18 protein-coding genes and 1 pseudogene are annotated in these 16091 nt (G+C 65.3%); 9 read left to right on the forward strand and 10 right to left on the reverse strand.

Annotated elements, in window-relative coordinates:
* Positions 1-966 (reverse strand): TIGR03621 family F420-dependent LLM class oxidoreductase, encoded by a 966-nt coding sequence (locus tag ACZY08_RS13075; RefSeq protein WP_463744452.1) that lies wholly within the window; start codon positions 964-966, stop codon positions 1-3.
* A gap of 103 nt (positions 967-1069) precedes the next feature.
* Between ACZY08_RS13075 and ACZY08_RS13080 the strand changes: the two genes are divergently transcribed.
* From ACZY08_RS13080 to ACZY08_RS13090, 3 genes are read left to right on the forward strand one after another with little or no spacing between them, the layout of a single operon-like run.
* Positions 1070-1900: a TauD/TfdA dioxygenase family protein gene (locus tag ACZY08_RS13080; protein WP_463744451.1), complete on the forward strand. Its 831-nt coding sequence runs from the start codon at positions 1070-1072 to the stop codon at positions 1898-1900.
* Complete coding sequence (locus tag ACZY08_RS13085) at positions 1897-2601, forward strand: SDR family NAD(P)-dependent oxidoreductase (protein WP_463744450.1); 705 nt, start codon at positions 1897-1899, stop codon at positions 2599-2601. The genes ACZY08_RS13080 and ACZY08_RS13085 overlap by 4 nt, the downstream gene beginning before the upstream one ends.
* Positions 2602-2635: 34 nt before the next feature.
* Positions 2636-4075: an aldehyde dehydrogenase gene (locus tag ACZY08_RS13090; RefSeq protein ID WP_463744449.1), complete on the forward strand. Its 1440-nt coding sequence runs from the start codon at positions 2636-2638 to the stop codon at positions 4073-4075.
* Between the two features lie 2 nt (positions 4076-4077).
* Here ACZY08_RS13090 and ACZY08_RS13095 read toward each other — a convergent pair whose 3' ends face one another.
* Positions 4078-4701 carry a TetR/AcrR family transcriptional regulator gene (locus ACZY08_RS13095; RefSeq protein WP_463744448.1) on the reverse strand — a complete coding sequence of 208 codons (624 nt, stop codon included), beginning with the start codon at positions 4699-4701 and terminating at the stop codon, positions 4078-4080.
* Positions 4702-4725: 24 nt separating this feature from the next.
* On the opposite strand from ACZY08_RS13095, the gene ACZY08_RS13100 reads away from it, so the two are divergent.
* Positions 4726-4929 carry a hypothetical protein gene (locus ACZY08_RS13100; protein ID WP_463744447.1) on the forward strand — a complete coding sequence of 68 codons (204 nt, stop codon included), beginning with the start codon at positions 4726-4728 and terminating at the stop codon, positions 4927-4929.
* Positions 4926-5747 (forward strand): mycofactocin-coupled SDR family oxidoreductase, encoded by an 822-nt coding sequence (locus tag ACZY08_RS13105; RefSeq protein ID WP_463744446.1) that lies wholly within the window; start codon positions 4926-4928, stop codon positions 5745-5747. Before ACZY08_RS13100 ends, ACZY08_RS13105 begins: the two co-directional genes overlap by 4 nt.
* A gap of 10 nt (positions 5748-5757) precedes the next feature.
* Here ACZY08_RS13105 and ACZY08_RS13110 read toward each other — a convergent pair whose 3' ends face one another.
* Together ACZY08_RS13110 and ACZY08_RS13115 are read right to left on the reverse strand one after the other, a co-directional pair.
* Positions 5758-6159, reverse strand: coding sequence for a hypothetical protein (locus ACZY08_RS13110; protein ID WP_463744445.1), 402 nt, complete (start codon positions 6157-6159; stop codon positions 5758-5760).
* Positions 6143-6301, reverse strand: coding sequence for a hypothetical protein (locus tag ACZY08_RS13115; protein ID WP_463744444.1), 159 nt, complete (start codon positions 6299-6301; stop codon positions 6143-6145). Before ACZY08_RS13115 ends, ACZY08_RS13110 begins: the two co-directional genes overlap by 17 nt.
* Before the next feature lie 34 nt (positions 6302-6335).
* Here ACZY08_RS13115 and ACZY08_RS13120 point away from each other — a divergent pair.
* Together ACZY08_RS13120 and ACZY08_RS13125 are read left to right on the forward strand one after the other, a co-directional pair.
* Positions 6336-6665: pseudogene (locus ACZY08_RS13120) on the forward strand (cytochrome P450); the annotation flags it as partial.
* Entirely contained in the window at positions 6662-6784 is a 123-nt protein-coding gene (locus tag ACZY08_RS13125; RefSeq protein ID WP_463745319.1) for a hypothetical protein, read from the forward strand. The pseudogene ACZY08_RS13120 and the gene ACZY08_RS13125, both read left to right, overlap by 4 nt.
* A 129-nt stretch (positions 6785-6913) precedes the next feature.
* Here the strand turns inward: ACZY08_RS13125 and ACZY08_RS13130 are convergent, their stop codons facing one another.
* Both ACZY08_RS13130 and ACZY08_RS13135 read right to left on the reverse strand, forming a co-directional pair.
* Entirely contained in the window at positions 6914-7351 is a 438-nt protein-coding gene (locus ACZY08_RS13130; protein WP_463744443.1) for a DUF6319 family protein, read from the reverse strand.
* A gap of 87 nt (positions 7352-7438) precedes the next feature.
* A complete protein-coding gene (locus tag ACZY08_RS13135; RefSeq protein ID WP_463744442.1) occupies positions 7439-9103 on the reverse strand; it encodes a WD40/YVTN/BNR-like repeat-containing protein in 1665 nt (554 codons plus the stop codon).
* 192 nt (positions 9104-9295) lie between these two features.
* Between ACZY08_RS13135 and ACZY08_RS13140 the strand changes: the two genes are divergently transcribed.
* A complete protein-coding gene (locus ACZY08_RS13140) occupies positions 9296-10342 on the forward strand; it encodes a ferritin-like domain-containing protein (protein WP_463744441.1) in 1047 nt (348 codons plus the stop codon).
* A 9-nt stretch (positions 10343-10351) separates the two neighbouring features.
* Here ACZY08_RS13140 and ACZY08_RS13145 read toward each other — a convergent pair whose 3' ends face one another.
* The 3 genes from ACZY08_RS13145 to ACZY08_RS13155 form a co-directional block, all read right to left on the reverse strand.
* Positions 10352-10741 (reverse strand): MerR family transcriptional regulator, encoded by a 390-nt coding sequence (locus ACZY08_RS13145; RefSeq protein WP_463744440.1) that lies wholly within the window; start codon positions 10739-10741, stop codon positions 10352-10354.
* A gap of 21 nt (positions 10742-10762) precedes the next feature.
* Positions 10763-12268: a SulP family inorganic anion transporter gene (locus ACZY08_RS13150; RefSeq protein ID WP_463744439.1), complete on the reverse strand. Its 1506-nt coding sequence runs from the start codon at positions 12266-12268 to the stop codon at positions 10763-10765.
* 246 nt (positions 12269-12514) lie between these two features.
* Positions 12515-14011, reverse strand: a complete 1497-nt coding sequence (locus ACZY08_RS13155; protein WP_463744438.1) for a potassium/proton antiporter — start codon at positions 14009-14011, stop codon at positions 12515-12517.
* Between the two features lie 79 nt (positions 14012-14090).
* On the opposite strand from ACZY08_RS13155, the gene ACZY08_RS13160 reads away from it, so the two are divergent.
* The gene (locus tag ACZY08_RS13160; RefSeq protein ID WP_463745261.1) at positions 14091-14783 is read left to right on the forward strand and encodes a potassium channel family protein; all 693 of its coding nucleotides are present in this window, start codon (positions 14091-14093) and stop codon (positions 14781-14783) included.
* A gap of 34 nt (positions 14784-14817) precedes the next feature.
* Here the strand turns inward: ACZY08_RS13160 and ACZY08_RS13165 are convergent, their stop codons facing one another.
* Positions 14818-16071, reverse strand: coding sequence for an HNH endonuclease signature motif containing protein (locus ACZY08_RS13165; RefSeq protein WP_463744437.1), 1254 nt, complete (start codon positions 16069-16071; stop codon positions 14818-14820).
* Positions 16072-16091: the final 20 nt, after the last annotated feature.

Consider the following 16091-nt stretch of genomic DNA (forward strand, 5'->3'; position numbering starts at 1 on the left):
TCAGGTACCCGTCAGGCGCGCCACGATCGGCGCAAATCTCTCGGCTTGGGTCTGTTGCACGGTGACGTAGTTGACGCCGAAGTCCTCGCGGCGGGACTGCAACGTCTCGGTGATGGCGGTGGCGGATCCGACCAGCACGTTGGGGTGGTCGCGGAGCACGTCGATGGCCATGCCGGTCTTCGTGGCGATGCGATCGTAGGCATCGTCGGCATCGTCGGCGATCGAGACGAAGTAGGGGGAGCTCTCGATGTCGAGGTCGCCCATGCGCGTGCCGGCCGCCGACCGCACGTACTCGTAGCGGCGTTCGGCCTCCTCCCGAGGAGTCAGCCCGTCGTCGGTGTGGAGCGCGAACGGAACGGTGTTGATGCTGACGATGTCGGCTTCCTCGCCGGCGTAGGTCAGGACTCGCTTGCGCCCGCCACCAATCATGATGGGAGGGTGCGGTCGCTGCACCGGTGCCGGAGTTCCCTTGTAGCCGTGCACGTTCACGAAGTCACCGGATTGGGCGAGCTCACCGTCGCCGAAGTGTGCCTTGACGAGCGCGACGACTTCCTTGAGTTTGGCGATGCGTCTGCCGGGGGTGTCGAACGGTAATCCCATCGCCTCGTATTCGAGCCCGCTCCAACCGGCCCCGATTCCGAGCTCGAGCCTGCCGTCGGAGAGCAGGTCCAGTGTGGCCGCCTCCTTGGCCAGCACGGCGGGTACGTGATAGTCGATGCAGAAGACCCGGCAGCCCATGCGCAGAGTCGTCGTGTGGGCGGCGGCCGCGGCGATCGCCGCGATGGGTGCGAGGTCCTGACGCGGGGTGTGTGCGGCCTGCTGGGCGGGGCCAGGCCCCAGGTAGTGATCGGCGAGGAAGAGCGTGGAGTATCCGAGAGCCTCTACCTTGCAACAGAAGTCACGCCATTCGGCAGATCCACCGGCGTTCGTCGCCTGGATCGCAAAACGGAAGGGCTGTCTGTCCACAACCGAGACAGTACCCGCTCTTGCAGATTAAATACACGTGTTTGTATATTTAAATTCCGGGCTCCCGCCCCCGCCGACTTCACCTAACGAAAGGCGGCTCCACATGGCCTCAGGACAGGCCGAAACGATCGCACTCGGCGCCGAACTCGGCGCCGAGCTCGTCGACTACGGCGACCCGGTGAACCTGCTCGACGACTCGGTCATCGCCCAGTGCCGGGAGGCGCTCAAGTGGCGCGGGGTACTGCTGATCCGCGGTGCCCATCTCGACGACGACGCCCAGGTGGCCTTCAGTCGCAAGTTCGGCGGCGAGGGCGGTGTCGTGGGCGGCAAGGAGCTCTCGACGATCTCCATGGACAAGAAGGTCAACAAGCTGGCCGAGTATCTCAAGGGTGCATTCAACTGGCACCTCGACGACACCACCAGCAACGTTCCCTCACGCGCCACCATGCTGACCGGGCGGCGTCTGTCTGCCGAGGGTGGCGGCACCGAGTTCGCGAATACCTATGCGGCGTACGACAATTTGCCGAGCCACGAACGCAAGCGGTATGACGGACTCCGTGTGGTGCACAGTTTCGAAGCGGCCCAGCGCAAGGTGAATCCGGATCCAGGAGACGACGAGCTGGCCGGGTGGCGCACCGCGCCCACCCACGAGAGTTCACTGGTGTGGGAGCGGCGCGACGGGCGGCGCTCATTGGTGATCGGAGCGACCGCCGATCACATCGTCGGCGTCTCTGCCGAGGAGAGTCGAGAGATGCTCGACGAACTCTTGGCGTGGGCGACCCAGGCGCGCTTCTGCCACGCGCACGAATGGGCCATCGGCGACGCGGTCCTCTGGGACAACACCGCAGTGCTGCATCGCGCACTGCCCTACGACCTGACGTCGGATCGCATGCTTCGACGCACTCACATCAAGGGCCAGGAGGCATGGGCATGAAGACTGCACTCGTGACGGGGGGAGCCTCGGGCATCGGTCGGGCCATCGCGGACCGGTTGCGTGCCGATGGAACCCACGTCGCCACGATCGACCTGACCCACTCCGATACTGACTTCAGCTACGTCGCCGACATCACCGACCGGGAGGGGGTGGACGAAGCGCTGGATTCGGCGCGAAGCGCGCTCGGACCCATCACCATCCTGGTGAATGCGGCTGGTATGACGTCTTTCCGACGCTTCACCAACATCACCTTCGACGAATGGAAGAAGGTGATCGACGTAAACCTGCACGGCGTCTTCCACGTCACGCAGGCGGTGCTGCCCGACATGCTCGAAGCAGGTTGGGGGCGAATCGTGAACATCTCGTCGTCCAGTACCCACTCCGGCTCACCGTTCCAGGGCGCCTACGTCGCCGCCAAGACCGCCGTCAACGGCCTGACCAAGAGTCTCGCGCTGGAATACGGGCCACAGGGCATCACCGCCAACGTGGTACCGCCCGGATCGATCGACACGCCCATGCTGCGCAAGGCTGAGGCAGATGGTCTGCTCGGTGGCTCGATCGAGGACATCGCTTCGACGATTCCGGTCCGCCGAATCGGACAGCCGGAGGACATCGCCGCCACGTGTGCGTTCCTGGTCTCCGAGGAAGCCGGCTACATCACGGGCCAGATCGTCGGGGTCAACGGTGGTCGTTGCACCTAGTCGCCCATCATCTACCTCTACCGACAGGGAAGCCATGTACACCAGAACAGAGTTGTTCATCGACGGCAGGTGGCAGACCCCGTCGGGTGCGCCGATCGAGATCGTCTCGCCCCACACGGAATTGGCCATCGGCTCGGTATCGTCGGCGAGCCTGTTCGACGTCGACCGTGCGGTCGCCGCTGCCAGAACCGCGTTCGACGACGGTCCGTGGCCGCGACTGAGCGTCGTCGATCGAATCGAGGCCGTCGGACGCCTTGGCGTGGTCTACAAGGAGCGCCGCCGCGAGATGGCCGAATTGATCTCGGCCGAGATCGGCGCGCCCATCACGTTCTGCAAGCACGTGCAGTCACGGCTGCCGTTGAGCGCGATCACCGCCTTCACCGCCGTGGCGGGTTCCCACGAGTTCGACGAGACCCGACAGGGCTTCTACGGCAACGCCATTCGCATCACCAAACAACCCGTCGGGGTGGTGGCGGCGATCGTGCCGTGGAACATGCCGCAATTCCTCACCATCGGCAAGCTGATACCCGCGCTGCTCGCCGGGTGCACCGTGGTGGTCAAACCGTCCCCGGAGACCGCCCTCGATGCCCTCTTGCTCGCGGAATTCGTCGAGCAGGCCGGACTGCCGCCCGGCGTCGTCAACGTCGTCCCCGGTGCTCGGGCCGTCGGCGCCCATCTAGTCGCCCATCCCGGGGTGGACAAGGTGTCGTTCACCGGATCGACGACCGCGGGCCGCGAGGTCGCGCTAGCATGCGCTGCCGGGTTGCGCCAGGTCAGTCTCGAACTGGGCGGAAAGTCTGCGGCGATCGTCCTCGACGATGCCGACCCCGCGCTCGCCGCGCGGGCCATCCAGATGTCGAGCCTGGCCAACAGCGGGCAGGTCTGCAACGCGCTGAGCCGCGTGCTGGTTCCCGCGGGCAACACCGACGTGATCGACGCCCTGGCCGCCGAATTGGACGGGCTGGTGATCGGTGACCCATCCGACGATGCCACCCAACTCGGCCCGCTGGTCGCTCGGCGCCAGCAGGCCCGGGTCAGGGATTACATCGCCGGCGGCATCGCCGACGGTGCCCGGCTGGTCACCGGCGGGGCCGCGATGCCCGACGGGCTCGACACGGGTTGGTACGTGCGTCCGACGCTGTTCGCGGACGTCGACAACACCATGACGATCGCGCGGGAAGAGATCTTCGGACCGGTGCTCACCGTGATTCCGTATCGCGACGAGGCCGAGGCGATCGGGATCGCGAACGACTCCGACTACGGCCTCGCCGGTGCGGTGTTCACCGCCGACGCCGACCGCGGTTACAGCGTGGCTGCCCAGGTCCGGGCGGGATCCTTCGGCGTGAACGAGGGTTACATCATGGATCCGCTGGCTCCCTATGGCGGCATGAAGGCCAGCGGTTACGGGCGTGAGCTCGGCCGCGAGGGCTTGGAGAGTTACCTTGTCAGCCAGTCCATTTCGGAGGCCGGATGAAACTAGCGCGGTTCGGCGCCGCGGAGGAAGAGCTGAACGGCGAACCGGAGGTGCCGCTCCTGCTGTTTCTTGGAGCGGAAGACGCCGAAGTCGGCCATCCGCGCGGGGACGGCCTCGACCAGGGCAAGGAAGTGCTCGGCGGCGAGTTCGACATCGTCGACGTCGATGTTGCCGAGCTCCTGATGGTGGGTCAGCAGCTCGAGGACTGCCCGCTGGCGGCCGGCCCACATCATCGATTCTGCGGAGACGTTGAACTCCGGGAACAGCGCAGCCTCATTGAACGCGATGCGCTTGAGCCGGACGTTCTCGGGGTGTGTGGCCCTGGCCAGGGACGCGCGACCGACGGCGAGCAACGCGGTTTCGAGGTCCTCGTCGTGGAATTCCTCGACGGGCTCGGCAGCGGTGAAACGTGCCAGCGCCCAGGGGATCACGTCGGCGAACACGGCCCGCTTGTCGGCGTAGCGGGCGTAGAGCGACCGCTTTGTGATGCCTGCGGCCCGCGCGATGGACTCCATGCTGGCTCCGGCGTAGCCGAACTCGACGAAGGTCGCCACGGCCGCTTCGCGCACCGTTCGATCGAGCGCCTTCGCCTCGGCCTGGGTCGGTCTTCCGCGACGTGTCACCATCACGCGGGATTCTACTGTCACGGTGTGCCCGTCTCCGGCGAGATCTACTCGGCCGGCGCCGGGCAGGTCTCGCGATTCTTCGTCGGCAGGACCAAGGGTGTCTACCGGCCGGGGTTGTCGGCCGAGGACGTCCGCGACCATTTCGACGAGATCCGCAGCGAAGTCGACTACACCGTCCCGGGCGGCGTCGCCGACGAGACGACCGAACTGTTCGGAGCAGTCCAGTGACGGGCCGACTGGATGGCAGGGTTGCGTTCATCACAGGAGCGGCGCGCGGTCAGGGACGAGCGCATGCGGTCAGGATGGCCGCCGAGGGGGCCGACGTCATCGCCGTCGACGTCGCCGGCCCTCTGCCGTCGAGCGTCCGGTACGACTCCGCGACGCCCGACGACCTCGCCGAGACCGTGCGTCTCGTGGAGGCGACCGGACGCCGGATCGCCGCAACGCGCGTCGATACGCGTGACGTCGAGGGTCTGCGCCAGGCCGTCGCGGCAGGGGTGTCTCGATTCGGACGCCTCGACGTCATAGTCGCCAACGCCGGGATCGCCGTCCCACAGTCCTGGAACGAGATCACCGATGAGTCGTTCCGAGACGTGATCGACGTCAACGTGACCGGCACCTGGAATACGGTCATCGCCGGGGTGCAAGCCATCATCGACGGCGGGCGCGGCGGATCGATCATCCTGATCAGTTCGGCTGCGGGACTGAAGATGCAGCCCTTCATGATTCACTACACGACCAGCAAGCACGCCGTGACCGGGATGGCGAGGGGACTCGCCGCCGAGCTCGGCAAGCACTCCATTCGCGTCAACAGCGTGCACCCGGGCCCTGTCGACACCGCCATGGGTTCGGGCGACATGGCCAGCGAGATCGGCAGGACCATCGAGTCGCGTCCGCAGTTGGCGAACATGCTCGTCGGCTTCCTGAACGAGGGGATGTGCAGTACGGCCGACATCGCCGACGCGGTGCTGTGGTTGGCCGGCGACGAGTCGAGGTTCGTGACGGCGGCGGCCATCCCCGTCGATGGTGGCACGACTCAGTTCTGAGGTTTGCTCGTCAGCGAAGCACGTTGCGCGGGAGCGTCAATGGCATGTCCAACGCGGTGAGGAGTCCGGGCCGTGCGGCGACGACATGGGGGACGGCGTTGACGACGTGCATCGCCGTCGACACCATCGCACCCGCGCCGGCATCCATATTCGATCCGACCGCCTTTGGGTCGCGCAGGCTTGCGGTCATGTCACACGCAATGTCCGGTTCGCCTTCGATGCGAATGGGGTAGACGGGATTCTCTCCACCCTCGCCCCACTCCCGGCCCAGATCGAACGCCAACCGGTTGGCATGTTCGATCGTGATCGCCTCCTTCCCGTCGATCACCGCGATCGCCTGGGTGCGCAGGGCGCCACACGTGCCGGCTTTCGCCGTGCCGAATGCGACGTTCAGGTCACGGTCGGTGGCCACCCGGTCGAATCCGCTCGCGGATCTCGTCGATCTTCAACCCGAGTCCATGGGCGATCAGACGCAGTCCCGGCCCCCACTGGAACGCGATGGCACCGGGGTAGGAGAGCATGGGAACGAAGTCGAGGGGGCGCCCAAAACCCATCGCATCCATCATCGTGTCAACCACGGGATAGTCGTCCGAGCTCGGCGGGGTGGCGATCCCCGAAGGATGTTCGGTGCTTCCGATGCTCGGTTTGACGAATCGGCAGGAGGACCGGTGGGAGGACCCGGACGAGTTCAACATCTTCCGAACGGCCAAGGGCAATCTCGGTTGGGGCCACGGAGTGCACGTGTGCCTCGGCATGCATCTCGCACGCCTCGAAATGCGTACAGCCGTCAACCTCCTGCTGGATCGTCTGCCCAACCTGCGCATGGATCCCGACGGGGACGACCCGCACATCCGTGGACAGGTGTTCCGCTCGCCGACGTCGCTGCCGGTGCTCTTCGACCCGGTGGAGGCGTCGTGACCAACTACGAGACGGTGGACTACTTCTTCGATCAGTCCCTGGTCCCCGACCCCTACCCGTACTACGACTACCACCGCTCGCAATGCCCGGTGCGCAAGGCGACGTTGGTTAATGGTTGATGGCTGGGCCGCCTGAAAGCTGCGAGCGTGGCTGGTTGCCCAGCAGTCCGCAGGCGCACCGCCGATGGCTTCCAGTATCTGAGGCGTCGAAACCCGACCCGCGCCATCGGTCGAGGCGCAGCCAAAGCATCACTCCAAGTCGGCGAGGGCTTTTCGCGCGGCTTCAAGTTCGGCTTCAAGGGCAGCCACCTTTTCGGCCTGCTGGGAACGTGCCTCCTCGATCACCTCGTCGATCGGGGTGGAGAGGTCCTCGTGCAGTTCCTTGGCCGCACGCGAGACGGCGGCGGCCGCGACCGCGACGTTGCGAGCCAGATAAGTGGTGCCCTGCTTCAGCTCGGCATGCCATTCACCGTCTGCGGTACCGGTGACGGTGAGGGTCAGCTCGATGGTCTTGGCTTTCTTGCCCGGCGCCTTTTTTGCCGGAGCCTTCTTGGGCTTCTCTGCGACGGGAGCCTCAGCCGCGGGTGCGTCGGGCGCGTCGCTCTCGACAGGAGTGACCAAGACGTCGGGAGTGTCGGAATCGGTGGGCAGTGTTTCTGCTACCTGAGCGTCTACAGTCATCGTCACGGCGAACTCCTTTTGAACATCGCCCGCACTGAGCGGGATGGGCGGTGATCAACATTAGAACACACGTTCGACCATCTGGGATCGTAGCTAACCCTTTACGTCCACGATTCGGCTTTCGGAGTTCCCGTCGACGGTGACCCGGATCAGGTAGTCCCCGGCGGGCAGGGCGCGGCCTTCGTCGTCACGTCCGTCCCACTTGAGGGTCCGTGCGCCGGCGTCCGGCTCAGCTTCATCGACCAGACGGCGTACATGCTTGGCGAAGTGGTCCCAGATGCAGATGATGAGTCGGCCTGCGTCGGAAGGGACGTCGACCGTGATCTGGAGCGGCAGTGCGCTGGTTGCCGGCTCATTGTCGGCAAGCAGTTGCGGACTGATCGCGGCGAGCGCCGCGATGGCGGGTGGCGGGACAGGTTCGGCCGAGTATTTGTAGACCGATCTTCCGGACGCGTATCCGAGCGGGATGTCGCGGAAGAACCTGAACCGGTTGATGAATCGGCCGATTTCGTTGGCGTCCGTCCAGGTCTGGCCACTGTCGGTGGTGGCGCTGGAGAAGCCCTTGCGGAAATCTGTGCTGCCCCAGCCGCCGACCCAGCCGGTGTTCTCGTCGAGGAAGCCGATGCCTTCGAGGTTGACGTTGCCCTGGGCGTCCTTGACTTCGAGACGGGTCCAGGTTTGTCCTCCGTCAACGGTTTTGAGGATGGCGGCCTTGGAGAAGTTCTCGAGGGAGATGAACCCGACATGATCGTCGATGAAATGGATCTTCCATCCCCATTCCCCGAGGGGGAATTGATCGGTCAGGGCAGCGACGGTATTTGTCCATGTCTGTCCGCCGTCGGTGGTGTGCAGAACGACGGGCTTGAGGTGGCTTCGCGGGTCGTTCGGATTCGGCGGGCTCGGTAGTGCGGCCTTGCCGCCGACGACCCATCCGGTGTCGGTATCGGTGAAGTAGATGTCGATCAATACCGTGGCGTGGTCGGACATGTCGGTGGCTTGCCAGGTGGTGCCGCCGTCGGTGGTGCGCATGACGCGCACCGGCATACCGGGATCGTTGGTGCCCGAGGCGTAGACGACGGACTCGTTGACGACCGACAGTCCGCACACGAAGGGCGGCGCAAGATCGGGAAGGTCGCCCACCTCGGTCCACGTGGCGCCGCCATCGGTGGTCTGCAACAGTTGCCTGCCCGGTGTGGTCGTACCTACCCAGCCGCGAGCGGCGGAGGCGAAGCCGACCGACCGCAGATAGAGGCCGGAGTCTTCGTCATGGAACTGTTCCTGGAACGTCGCGAAACCGTCCTCGGTGTGCAGGATCTGGCCGTCACTGTTGACTGCCCAGCCGCGCTGGGGGTCGATGAACCAGATGTCATCGGTGCGTGAGGTGGCCGTCGGCGCGTTCGTTTCCTGCCAGACCGGTTGTTGCGCAGGGGCTTTCTCGGGGCATCCTTCGTTGATCCACTGCTCGATCGCCGCGATCGATTCGGCGGGCACCTGCGGCCGGCCGGCCGGCATTCGACGTGTCGTCGCCTCCGGCGGGGCGTCGGGCAGGTCGGAACCGAACGGGATCTCGCCCCTGAGTGCGCGCACCAGGTTCGAATTGGCCCCGTCGCCGACGACGACGAGTTTCTTACCGAGCACCTTCTTGGCGACGAATTCGTCGCGGCTGAGGTCGCGCCAGAAGGCCCGGTGAGCACCGATGCCCGCGCCCGGTCCGCCGATCGACTCGTCCAGAATCGCCACAACCCCTTGAAAGTCCATCGGTGTCGCCCTTCCGGTCACGTCCCCCGCATCAACATCGGTCTTCTGACTCTCGCCCTCCTGGTGCCAGTTGGCGCGAGTAGTCGGCTACTCGATCCGCATCCGTGTCGGGTAGTCGACTACTCACGCGCTCCCCGCGTCGCACACGCACACTGAGCTGGGAACGAACGGTGAAACGAGGAGGGTGCGACGATGATCGAACTCGAGACCCGTTACCTCGACGCGGTCCGCGAGGCCGGCACCGCGGCCGACCTGCACGACAGCGTCCAGCGCGCGATCGAACTGGAATTCGCCACCATGCCGCCGTATCTCACCGCCATGATGTCGCTGGACGCCCAGAGCAACATCAAGATCCGGAGTGTCCTGTCCACGGTGGCCGTGGACGAGATGCTGCACATGCTGCTGTGCTGCAACCTGCTCGTCGCATTGGGCGGAACGCCGAACATCGCCAGCGCGGACTTCGTCCCGGCGTATCCCGCACAGCTGCCGATGGCCGTTTCCTCGGGCCTGGTCGTCGGCGTCGAACCTTTTTCGCTGGACCTCGTGGAGCGCACCTTCAGGGGCATCGAGCATCCCGAAGATCCGTTGCATTTCCCCGGAATCGCGGAAGCGCCAACCTTTGCGACCATCGGGGCGTTCTATGCTGCCCTCGAGGAGAAATTGGTCCAGCTCGGTGACTCCGCGTTCCGCGGAGACACCACCGGACAGTTGCTCAGCGACACGGGTTTCGAGTTTCCGCGGTTGATTCCGATCGTCGATGTCAGGTCAGCGTCGGCCGCCATCGGCGTGATCGTCCGGGAGGGCGAGGGCACACAGACCTCACCGAACGACAGTGCCGGCCAGATAGCGCACTACTACCGGTTCGAACAGATCGTCAAAGGCCGGGAGCTTGTCGCCGATTCCACCGTTCCGCAGGGCTTCTCGTTCACCGGGCCGGAAATCCCTTTCGACTCTGCCGGCGTTTTCCCGATCACCGCGAACCAGCGGCTGGCCGACCTCGACCCCCAAACTCAGGCTGGACAGAAGGCCGAGAACTTCGCACGGTGCCTCACCGACCTCCTCACCGCCTTGCACAAAACCTTCGCAGGAGACACGACGGCATTCGATCCGGCCTTCGACCTGATGTTCGCCCTCAAGCGAGCCGGCCAGGACCTGTGCAAGACCGAGATCGTGACAAACGGACAGCCGACCGGGCGCAACGCCGGGCCCACGTGGGAGTTTCTGCCCTCGGGGCCGTGACGATCGGCGTCAGCCGCGGTACTGCGCGAGTTGCTCGGTCAGTTCCTGCGCGTAGGCCAGCTGTCTGGTGAGCTTGGCGCAGGCATCTGTTGCGCGGGTGTGGCATTCGGCCAGATAGGCGGTGGCCTCAGCACGCTGAGCGGTGGTCGCGGCCGGCGAGTTCAGGGTGTCGAGGGCCGCGAGCAGTTCGCGCATCTCATCGAGGCTGAAGCCCGACGGTTTCATGCGGCGGATGGCCAGCAGCCGGTCGACGTCATCAGCGGTGTACAGGCGGAATCCGCCCGAGGAGCGTGCCGAGGGAACTACAAGGCCGACCGCGTCGTAGTGACGAATGGTCTTGATGGACAGCTCGGTTCGCGCGGCGACCTCGCCGATCTGCAGGTGTTCCTGAGAGTTCACGTTGTTCCCCTGAAGCAGCGGTCAGTGAGCCGCGGCGACTTGGCCGCTGAGCCGCGCATGGCGCGCTGCGCTGTTCTCGTTCATCCCGACAATGCTGACGTTCTTGCCCTTGGCGGCGTATTTGGTGGTGATGGCATCCAGGGTGGACACGGTGGACGCATCCCAGATGTGCGCCTCGCTCATGTCGATGATGACGTTGTCGGGGTCGCCCACATAGTCGAATTGGTAGACCAGGTCATTGCTGGAGGCGAAGAACAGTTCACCTCGGACCGCGTACGCCCGGGTGTCATCGTCCGGGTGAGCGATGTCGACCACCTCGGTGAGATGCGCGACGCGGCGGGCGAACAGCACCATCGCAGTCAGCGTGCCGACGGCGACCCCGTAGGCGAGGTTGCTGGTCGCCACGGTGACCGCGACGGTGGCCAGCATGACCGCGGTTTCGCTCTTGGGCATGCGCCGCAACGTTTTCGGGTTGATGCTGTGCCAGTCCAGGGTGCCGACGGACACCATGATCATCACGGCGACCAGTGCGGCCATGGGGATTTGGGCCACGATGTCGCCGAGCCCGACAACCAGACCGAGCAGGAACGCACCGGCCAGGAACGTAGAGATCCTGGTACGGGCACCGCAGGCCTTCACGTTGATCATGGTCTGCCCGATCATCGCGCAGCCGCCCATGCCGCCGAAGAATCCGGTGACGATGTTGGCCACACCCTGACCCAGCGACTCGCGGGACTTGTTGGAGTGGGTATCGGTGATGTCGTCGACGAGCTTGGCCGTCATCAGCGATTCCAGCAGGCCGACCACGGCCATCGCCAGCGCGTAAGGCGCGATGATCCCGAGGGTCTCAAGAGTGAACGGGACGTTGGGAATGAGCAGCGACGGCAGGCTCGACGGCAGCTGCCCCTCGTCGCCGACACTGGGAATCGACCAGCCGAATCCCACGGTGGCGGCGGTGAGCACCACGATGGCGACCAGTGGAGCGGGGATCGCGGTGCTCAGTTTCGGGAGCGCCACGATGACGGCGATGGCGACCGCGACCATGGGATAGACCAGCCACGGCACCCCGAGCAGGTGAGGCAGCTGGGCCAGGAAGATCAGGATTGCCAAGGCGTTCACGAATCCGACCATCACACTGCGGGGCACGAACCGCATGAGCTTGGCGACTCCCAGGCCGCCGAGCACCAACTGCAGCACACCGGCCAGAATGACCGTCGCGATCAGATAGTCCAGACCGTGACTGCGCACCAACGGCGCCACCACCAGGGCGACGGCCCCGGTAGCGGCAGAGATCATCGCCGGGCGCCCACCGACGAGCGCGATCGTCACCGCCATCGTGAACGAGGCGAACAGGCCGATGCGCGGGTCCACGCCGGCGATGATTGAGAACGAGATTGCTTCGGGAATCAGGGCCAACGCCACCACCAGGCCGGCGAGCACCTCGGTGCGCAATCTGCGCGGCGAACGGAGTGTGGCGAGCACCGATTGCTGTTGGTGCGGCGGTACCGCATCGGTCGATCGTTTCAACACAACTCCGTTTCAGCGCCCTCAGTCCAACGCGGAGGGCAAATATGGGCACAGTCGAGACACGCGTCGTTGCGTGAAAGGTATTGCCAGAACATGTAATCGATTCACGGTCGCAGGGCCCGTGGGCGCGGGCGTGCGGCTGCCACGTTCGGCGTCGTAGCTGAACTCTACCCCTGGGGGAGGGTTGTGTTTCAAATCGGCAGGCGCGGATGTGCTCGATCCCACATCGGCGTCGGCACGGCCGCCTCAGTCCTCGTGCCCGTATTCGTCGAACCAGTAGGCGAGTTTGCCGCGCCGGCTCACCGCGCGCATCCGGGCCTCGGCCGCGTGCCGCGTCTTGCTCGTGGTGACGATGAGCAGTTCGTCGCCGACGGCGATGCGGGTGTCCGGTAGCGGGACGAAGGTACGGCCGTTGCGGATGATCAACGTGATCACCGCCGGGTCCGGTAGTCGCAATTCCAGGATGGTGACGTTGTGCAGCCGGGAATGCGGTTGCACGGTCATGGTCAACAGTTCGGCGTCGAGCACGTCCAGCGGTGCGGCTTCGACCTGTATCTCGCGGGTGATGTCGCGGGTGATCAGCCCCAGCGCGTTTGCCACGAATCGGATGCTGGGCGCCTGCACGAGGGTGAAGATCACCACCAGGACGAACACGATGTTGAGCAGCCGGTAGCTGTCGGGCACGCCCGCGACGATCGGAAATGTGGCCAGCACGATGGGCACCGCACCGCGGAGCCCCGACCAGGACAGAAAGAGCTGTTCGCGGAACGGGATCCGGAATCCGGTCAGCGACAGCACCACCGACACCGGTCGGGCGATCAGCAGGAGCACCAGCCCGATGACGATTGCCGGGATGATGTCGCCGGACAGGTCGTGTGGATTCACCAGCAACCCGAGGAGTACGAACAGCCCGATCTGGGCGAGCCAGCCCACGCCCTCGGCGAAGGAACGAGTGGCGGACTTGTGCGGCAGACCGGAGTTGGCGAGGACCACCGCGGACAGGTAGGCGGCGATGAAACCGCTCGCGTGGGCACTGCCTGCGGCGGCGAATGCGATGAAACCCAGCCCGAAGGTGGCGATCGGGTAGAGACCCGAGGCGGGCAGCGCGATACGGCGCAACGCAAATGCCCCGGCGAACCCGACGGCCAGGCCCAGCAGAGAACCGGTGACCAATTCGTAGAGCAGATCGGTGATGGCGCCCTCGGGGTGGAACACGAACGGCACCACGCTGAACGTCAACACGAGGATGACCGCGGGCGCGTCGTTGAAACCGGACTCGGCCTCCAGCAGCCCGGCCAGCCGGCGGGGCAGCGGCAAAATCCGCAGCACCGAGAACACCGCGGCCGCATCGGTGGAGGAGACGATCGCTCCGAGCAGCAGCGCGAGTTGCCAGTCCATACCCAGCAGCAGATGTGCGCCGACGGCGGTGATCGCGGTACTGATCAAAACGCCGAGAGTGGCCAGCACGCCTGCGGGTGCCAGTACCCCTCGGATATCGGAGAACCGGGTGGTCAAACCGCCCTCGACGAGCACGATCGCCAGCGCCGTGGTGCACACGTTGCGGGCGAGTTCGACGTTGTTGAAGTCCAGCCCGATCCCGTCGACGCCGAGCACCATGCCGACCAGTAGGAAGAACAGCAGGCTGGGGAACCCGATCCGGGTCGCCACCCGCGTGCCGATGATGCTCGCCAGCAGGACAACGCCGCCGGTGAGCAAGGTCAGGTACAGCTGGTTCAGACTCATCGGGAATTAGTTAATCAGGGCGAAGGGCCATGAGTGGGCCGTGCGAATAGGCGAAAATGGTTGAGTGGCGGAACGGAATATGCGAGTAGTGGTTGCCGGGGCGGGCAATGTGGGTCGTTCCGTTGCGCGGGAGTTGCTTGAGAACGGCCACAAGGTCCTGCTGATCGAGCAGCTGCAGCGCCGCTACGAGCCGCACACGGTGCCGGACGCCGACTGGTTGTTGGCTGACGCCTGCGAGCTCTCGGCGATGGAAGATGCCGGGATCGAAACCTGCGACGTGCTGATCGCCGCGACCGGTGACGACAAGTCCAATCTGGTGGTCGGGTTGCTGGCCAAGTCGGAGTTCGGGGTCCCGAGGGTGGTGGCCCGAATCAACGACATCCGCAACCAGTGGTTGTTCGGTCAGGACTGGGGCATCGATGTCGCGGTGTCGACGCCGGGCGCTTTGGTGGCCGGGGTCGAGGGTGCTATCGACGTCGGACACCTGGTGCGACTGATGATGCTGCGCGGGGGACGGGTAGAGCTGACGAAACTCACGCTGCCGCACGATAACCCGGTGGTCGGTCAGCGGGTGGACCGGTTGAATCTGCCGGCGGACACCGCGTTGGTGACGGTAGTCCGTGGAGACAAGGTCCGGTTGCCCCAACCTGACGATGTGCTCGAAGCCGGTGACGAGCTTCTGTTCACCGCCAACCGCACGTCGGAGAATTCGCTGCTGACCGCTATCCATGGCGGTCAGTTCCTCCGGGAAGTGGTGTCCGACGAGCCGTGACGCGCGCGATCTGGCTTGTCACGAAATGGCGACGCTAGTTCGTCGACGGTGGTGGTTGGGGTTGGAAGGGTTGGTACCACCACCAGTCGGCGCGTTCTCCGGTGGGACCGGGGCACGGTGGGACATCGGGTGGGGGTGTGGTGGGTGGACGGGCCAGTGATCCGCCGTGCAGTGTGCGGCCGCGGTCATCGGTCACGATGAGCAGGTCGGCGGGTCCGGTGATGGTGATGCCACCCCGGTGATGCAGGCGGTGGTGATACGGACAAACCAATGCCAGGTTGTGCAGTTCGGTGGGGCCGCCGTCTTCCCAATGCACGAGGTGGTGGGCGTGCAATCCGCGGGTGGCCCCGCAGCCGGGCACCACACAGCACTGGTCGCGATGTTCGAGGGCTCGGCGGAGCCGGCGGCTGATCGCCCGGGTGCTGCGGCCCGCGCCGATGGGCTGGCCGGACCGTTCAAACCAGGCTTCGAAGATGGCATCGCAGAGCAGGTATTGGCGTTCCTCATCGGTCAGCACCGGTCCCAGATGCAGTGCGGCGACTGGCTTGTCGCCGTCCTTGTCCAGGTCGACATGCACCGCCACCGTGGTGTGCAGCCCGTGCGGACGACGTGCCGCCTCGGCGTCCCAGCCGGCATCGACCAGACACATGAAGGCATCGACATTGTTGGGGAACGGCCGTATCGGATCATCGCCGGCGTCATGTTCGCGTTTCCAGTCCGCGATCAGCCCCTCGTGATGAGCCCGGTGGGCGGCGTCGAACTTGGCCGCTTCGATTCGAGGCAGGCGGATTGTGTACGTGGTGTGCCCGTCGGCTTCGACGCGGGTGAATGACCGCTGCGGTTCGGGTGTGGGTTCGGGTTCGGGGCGTGGTTCAAGCTTGACCGCTGTGCGCAGCTGATTGACCGTAGCCACGGCGGCCAGCTCCGCGTAGTGCTCATCAGATCCGTCGGCAGCATTCTCGGCGATCACCCCGACCTGATCCAGCGACAGCCGGCCCTCCCGCATTCCTTGTGCGCAGAGGGGAAACTCCTCTAGCCGACGTGCCACAGCCACCACGACCTCGGCGTTGCGTGGGCTGATGCCGGTCTTCCAGGCCACCAATGATTCGACCGAGCGGGCACCGGTGGCGCCGCACAACTCGTCACGGTCCAGTTCGGCGACGATCTCGATGATGCGGCCGTCGATCGCATTGCGTTGACCGCACAGCTGCGACAACTCGTCGAACAACACCTCGGTGCGCTGTGCAGGATTCACCACCGTGGCGAATGCGGCTGCGGTGGAAGGCATAACGCAATCAAAGCAGAAGG

It is taken from the genome of Mycobacterium sp. IDUB_9 (genome assembly GCF_055419505.1).

Coding starts and splice junctions, on each gene's coding strand:
- ACZY08_RS13085 (WP_463744450.1), top strand. CDS start 1,897: ATGAAGACTGCACTCGTGACGGGGGGAGCCTCGGGCATCGGTCGGGCC.
- ACZY08_RS13090 (WP_463744449.1), top strand. CDS start 2,636: ATGTACACCAGAACAGAGTTGTTCATCGACGGCAGGTGGCAGACCCCG.
- ACZY08_RS13115 (WP_463744444.1), bottom strand. CDS start 6,301: ATGGGTTTTGGGCGCCCCCTCGACTTCGTTCCCATGCTCTCCTACCCC.
- ACZY08_RS13095 (WP_463744448.1), bottom strand. CDS start 4,701: ATGGTGACACGTCGCGGAAGACCGACCCAGGCCGAGGCGAAGGCGCTC.
- ACZY08_RS13140 (WP_463744441.1), top strand. CDS start 9,296: ATGATCGAACTCGAGACCCGTTACCTCGACGCGGTCCGCGAGGCCGGC.
- ACZY08_RS13160 (WP_463745261.1), top strand. CDS start 14,091: ATGCGAGTAGTGGTTGCCGGGGCGGGCAATGTGGGTCGTTCCGTTGCG.
- ACZY08_RS13080 (WP_463744451.1), top strand. CDS start 1,070: ATGGCCTCAGGACAGGCCGAAACGATCGCACTCGGCGCCGAACTCGGC.
- ACZY08_RS13165 (WP_463744437.1), bottom strand. CDS start 16,071: ATGCCTTCCACCGCAGCCGCATTCGCCACGGTGGTGAATCCTGCACAG.
- ACZY08_RS13135 (WP_463744442.1), bottom strand. CDS start 9,103: ATGGACTTTCAAGGGGTTGTGGCGATTCTGGACGAGTCGATCGGCGGA.
- ACZY08_RS13155 (WP_463744438.1), bottom strand. CDS start 14,011: ATGAGTCTGAACCAGCTGTACCTGACCTTGCTCACCGGCGGCGTTGTC.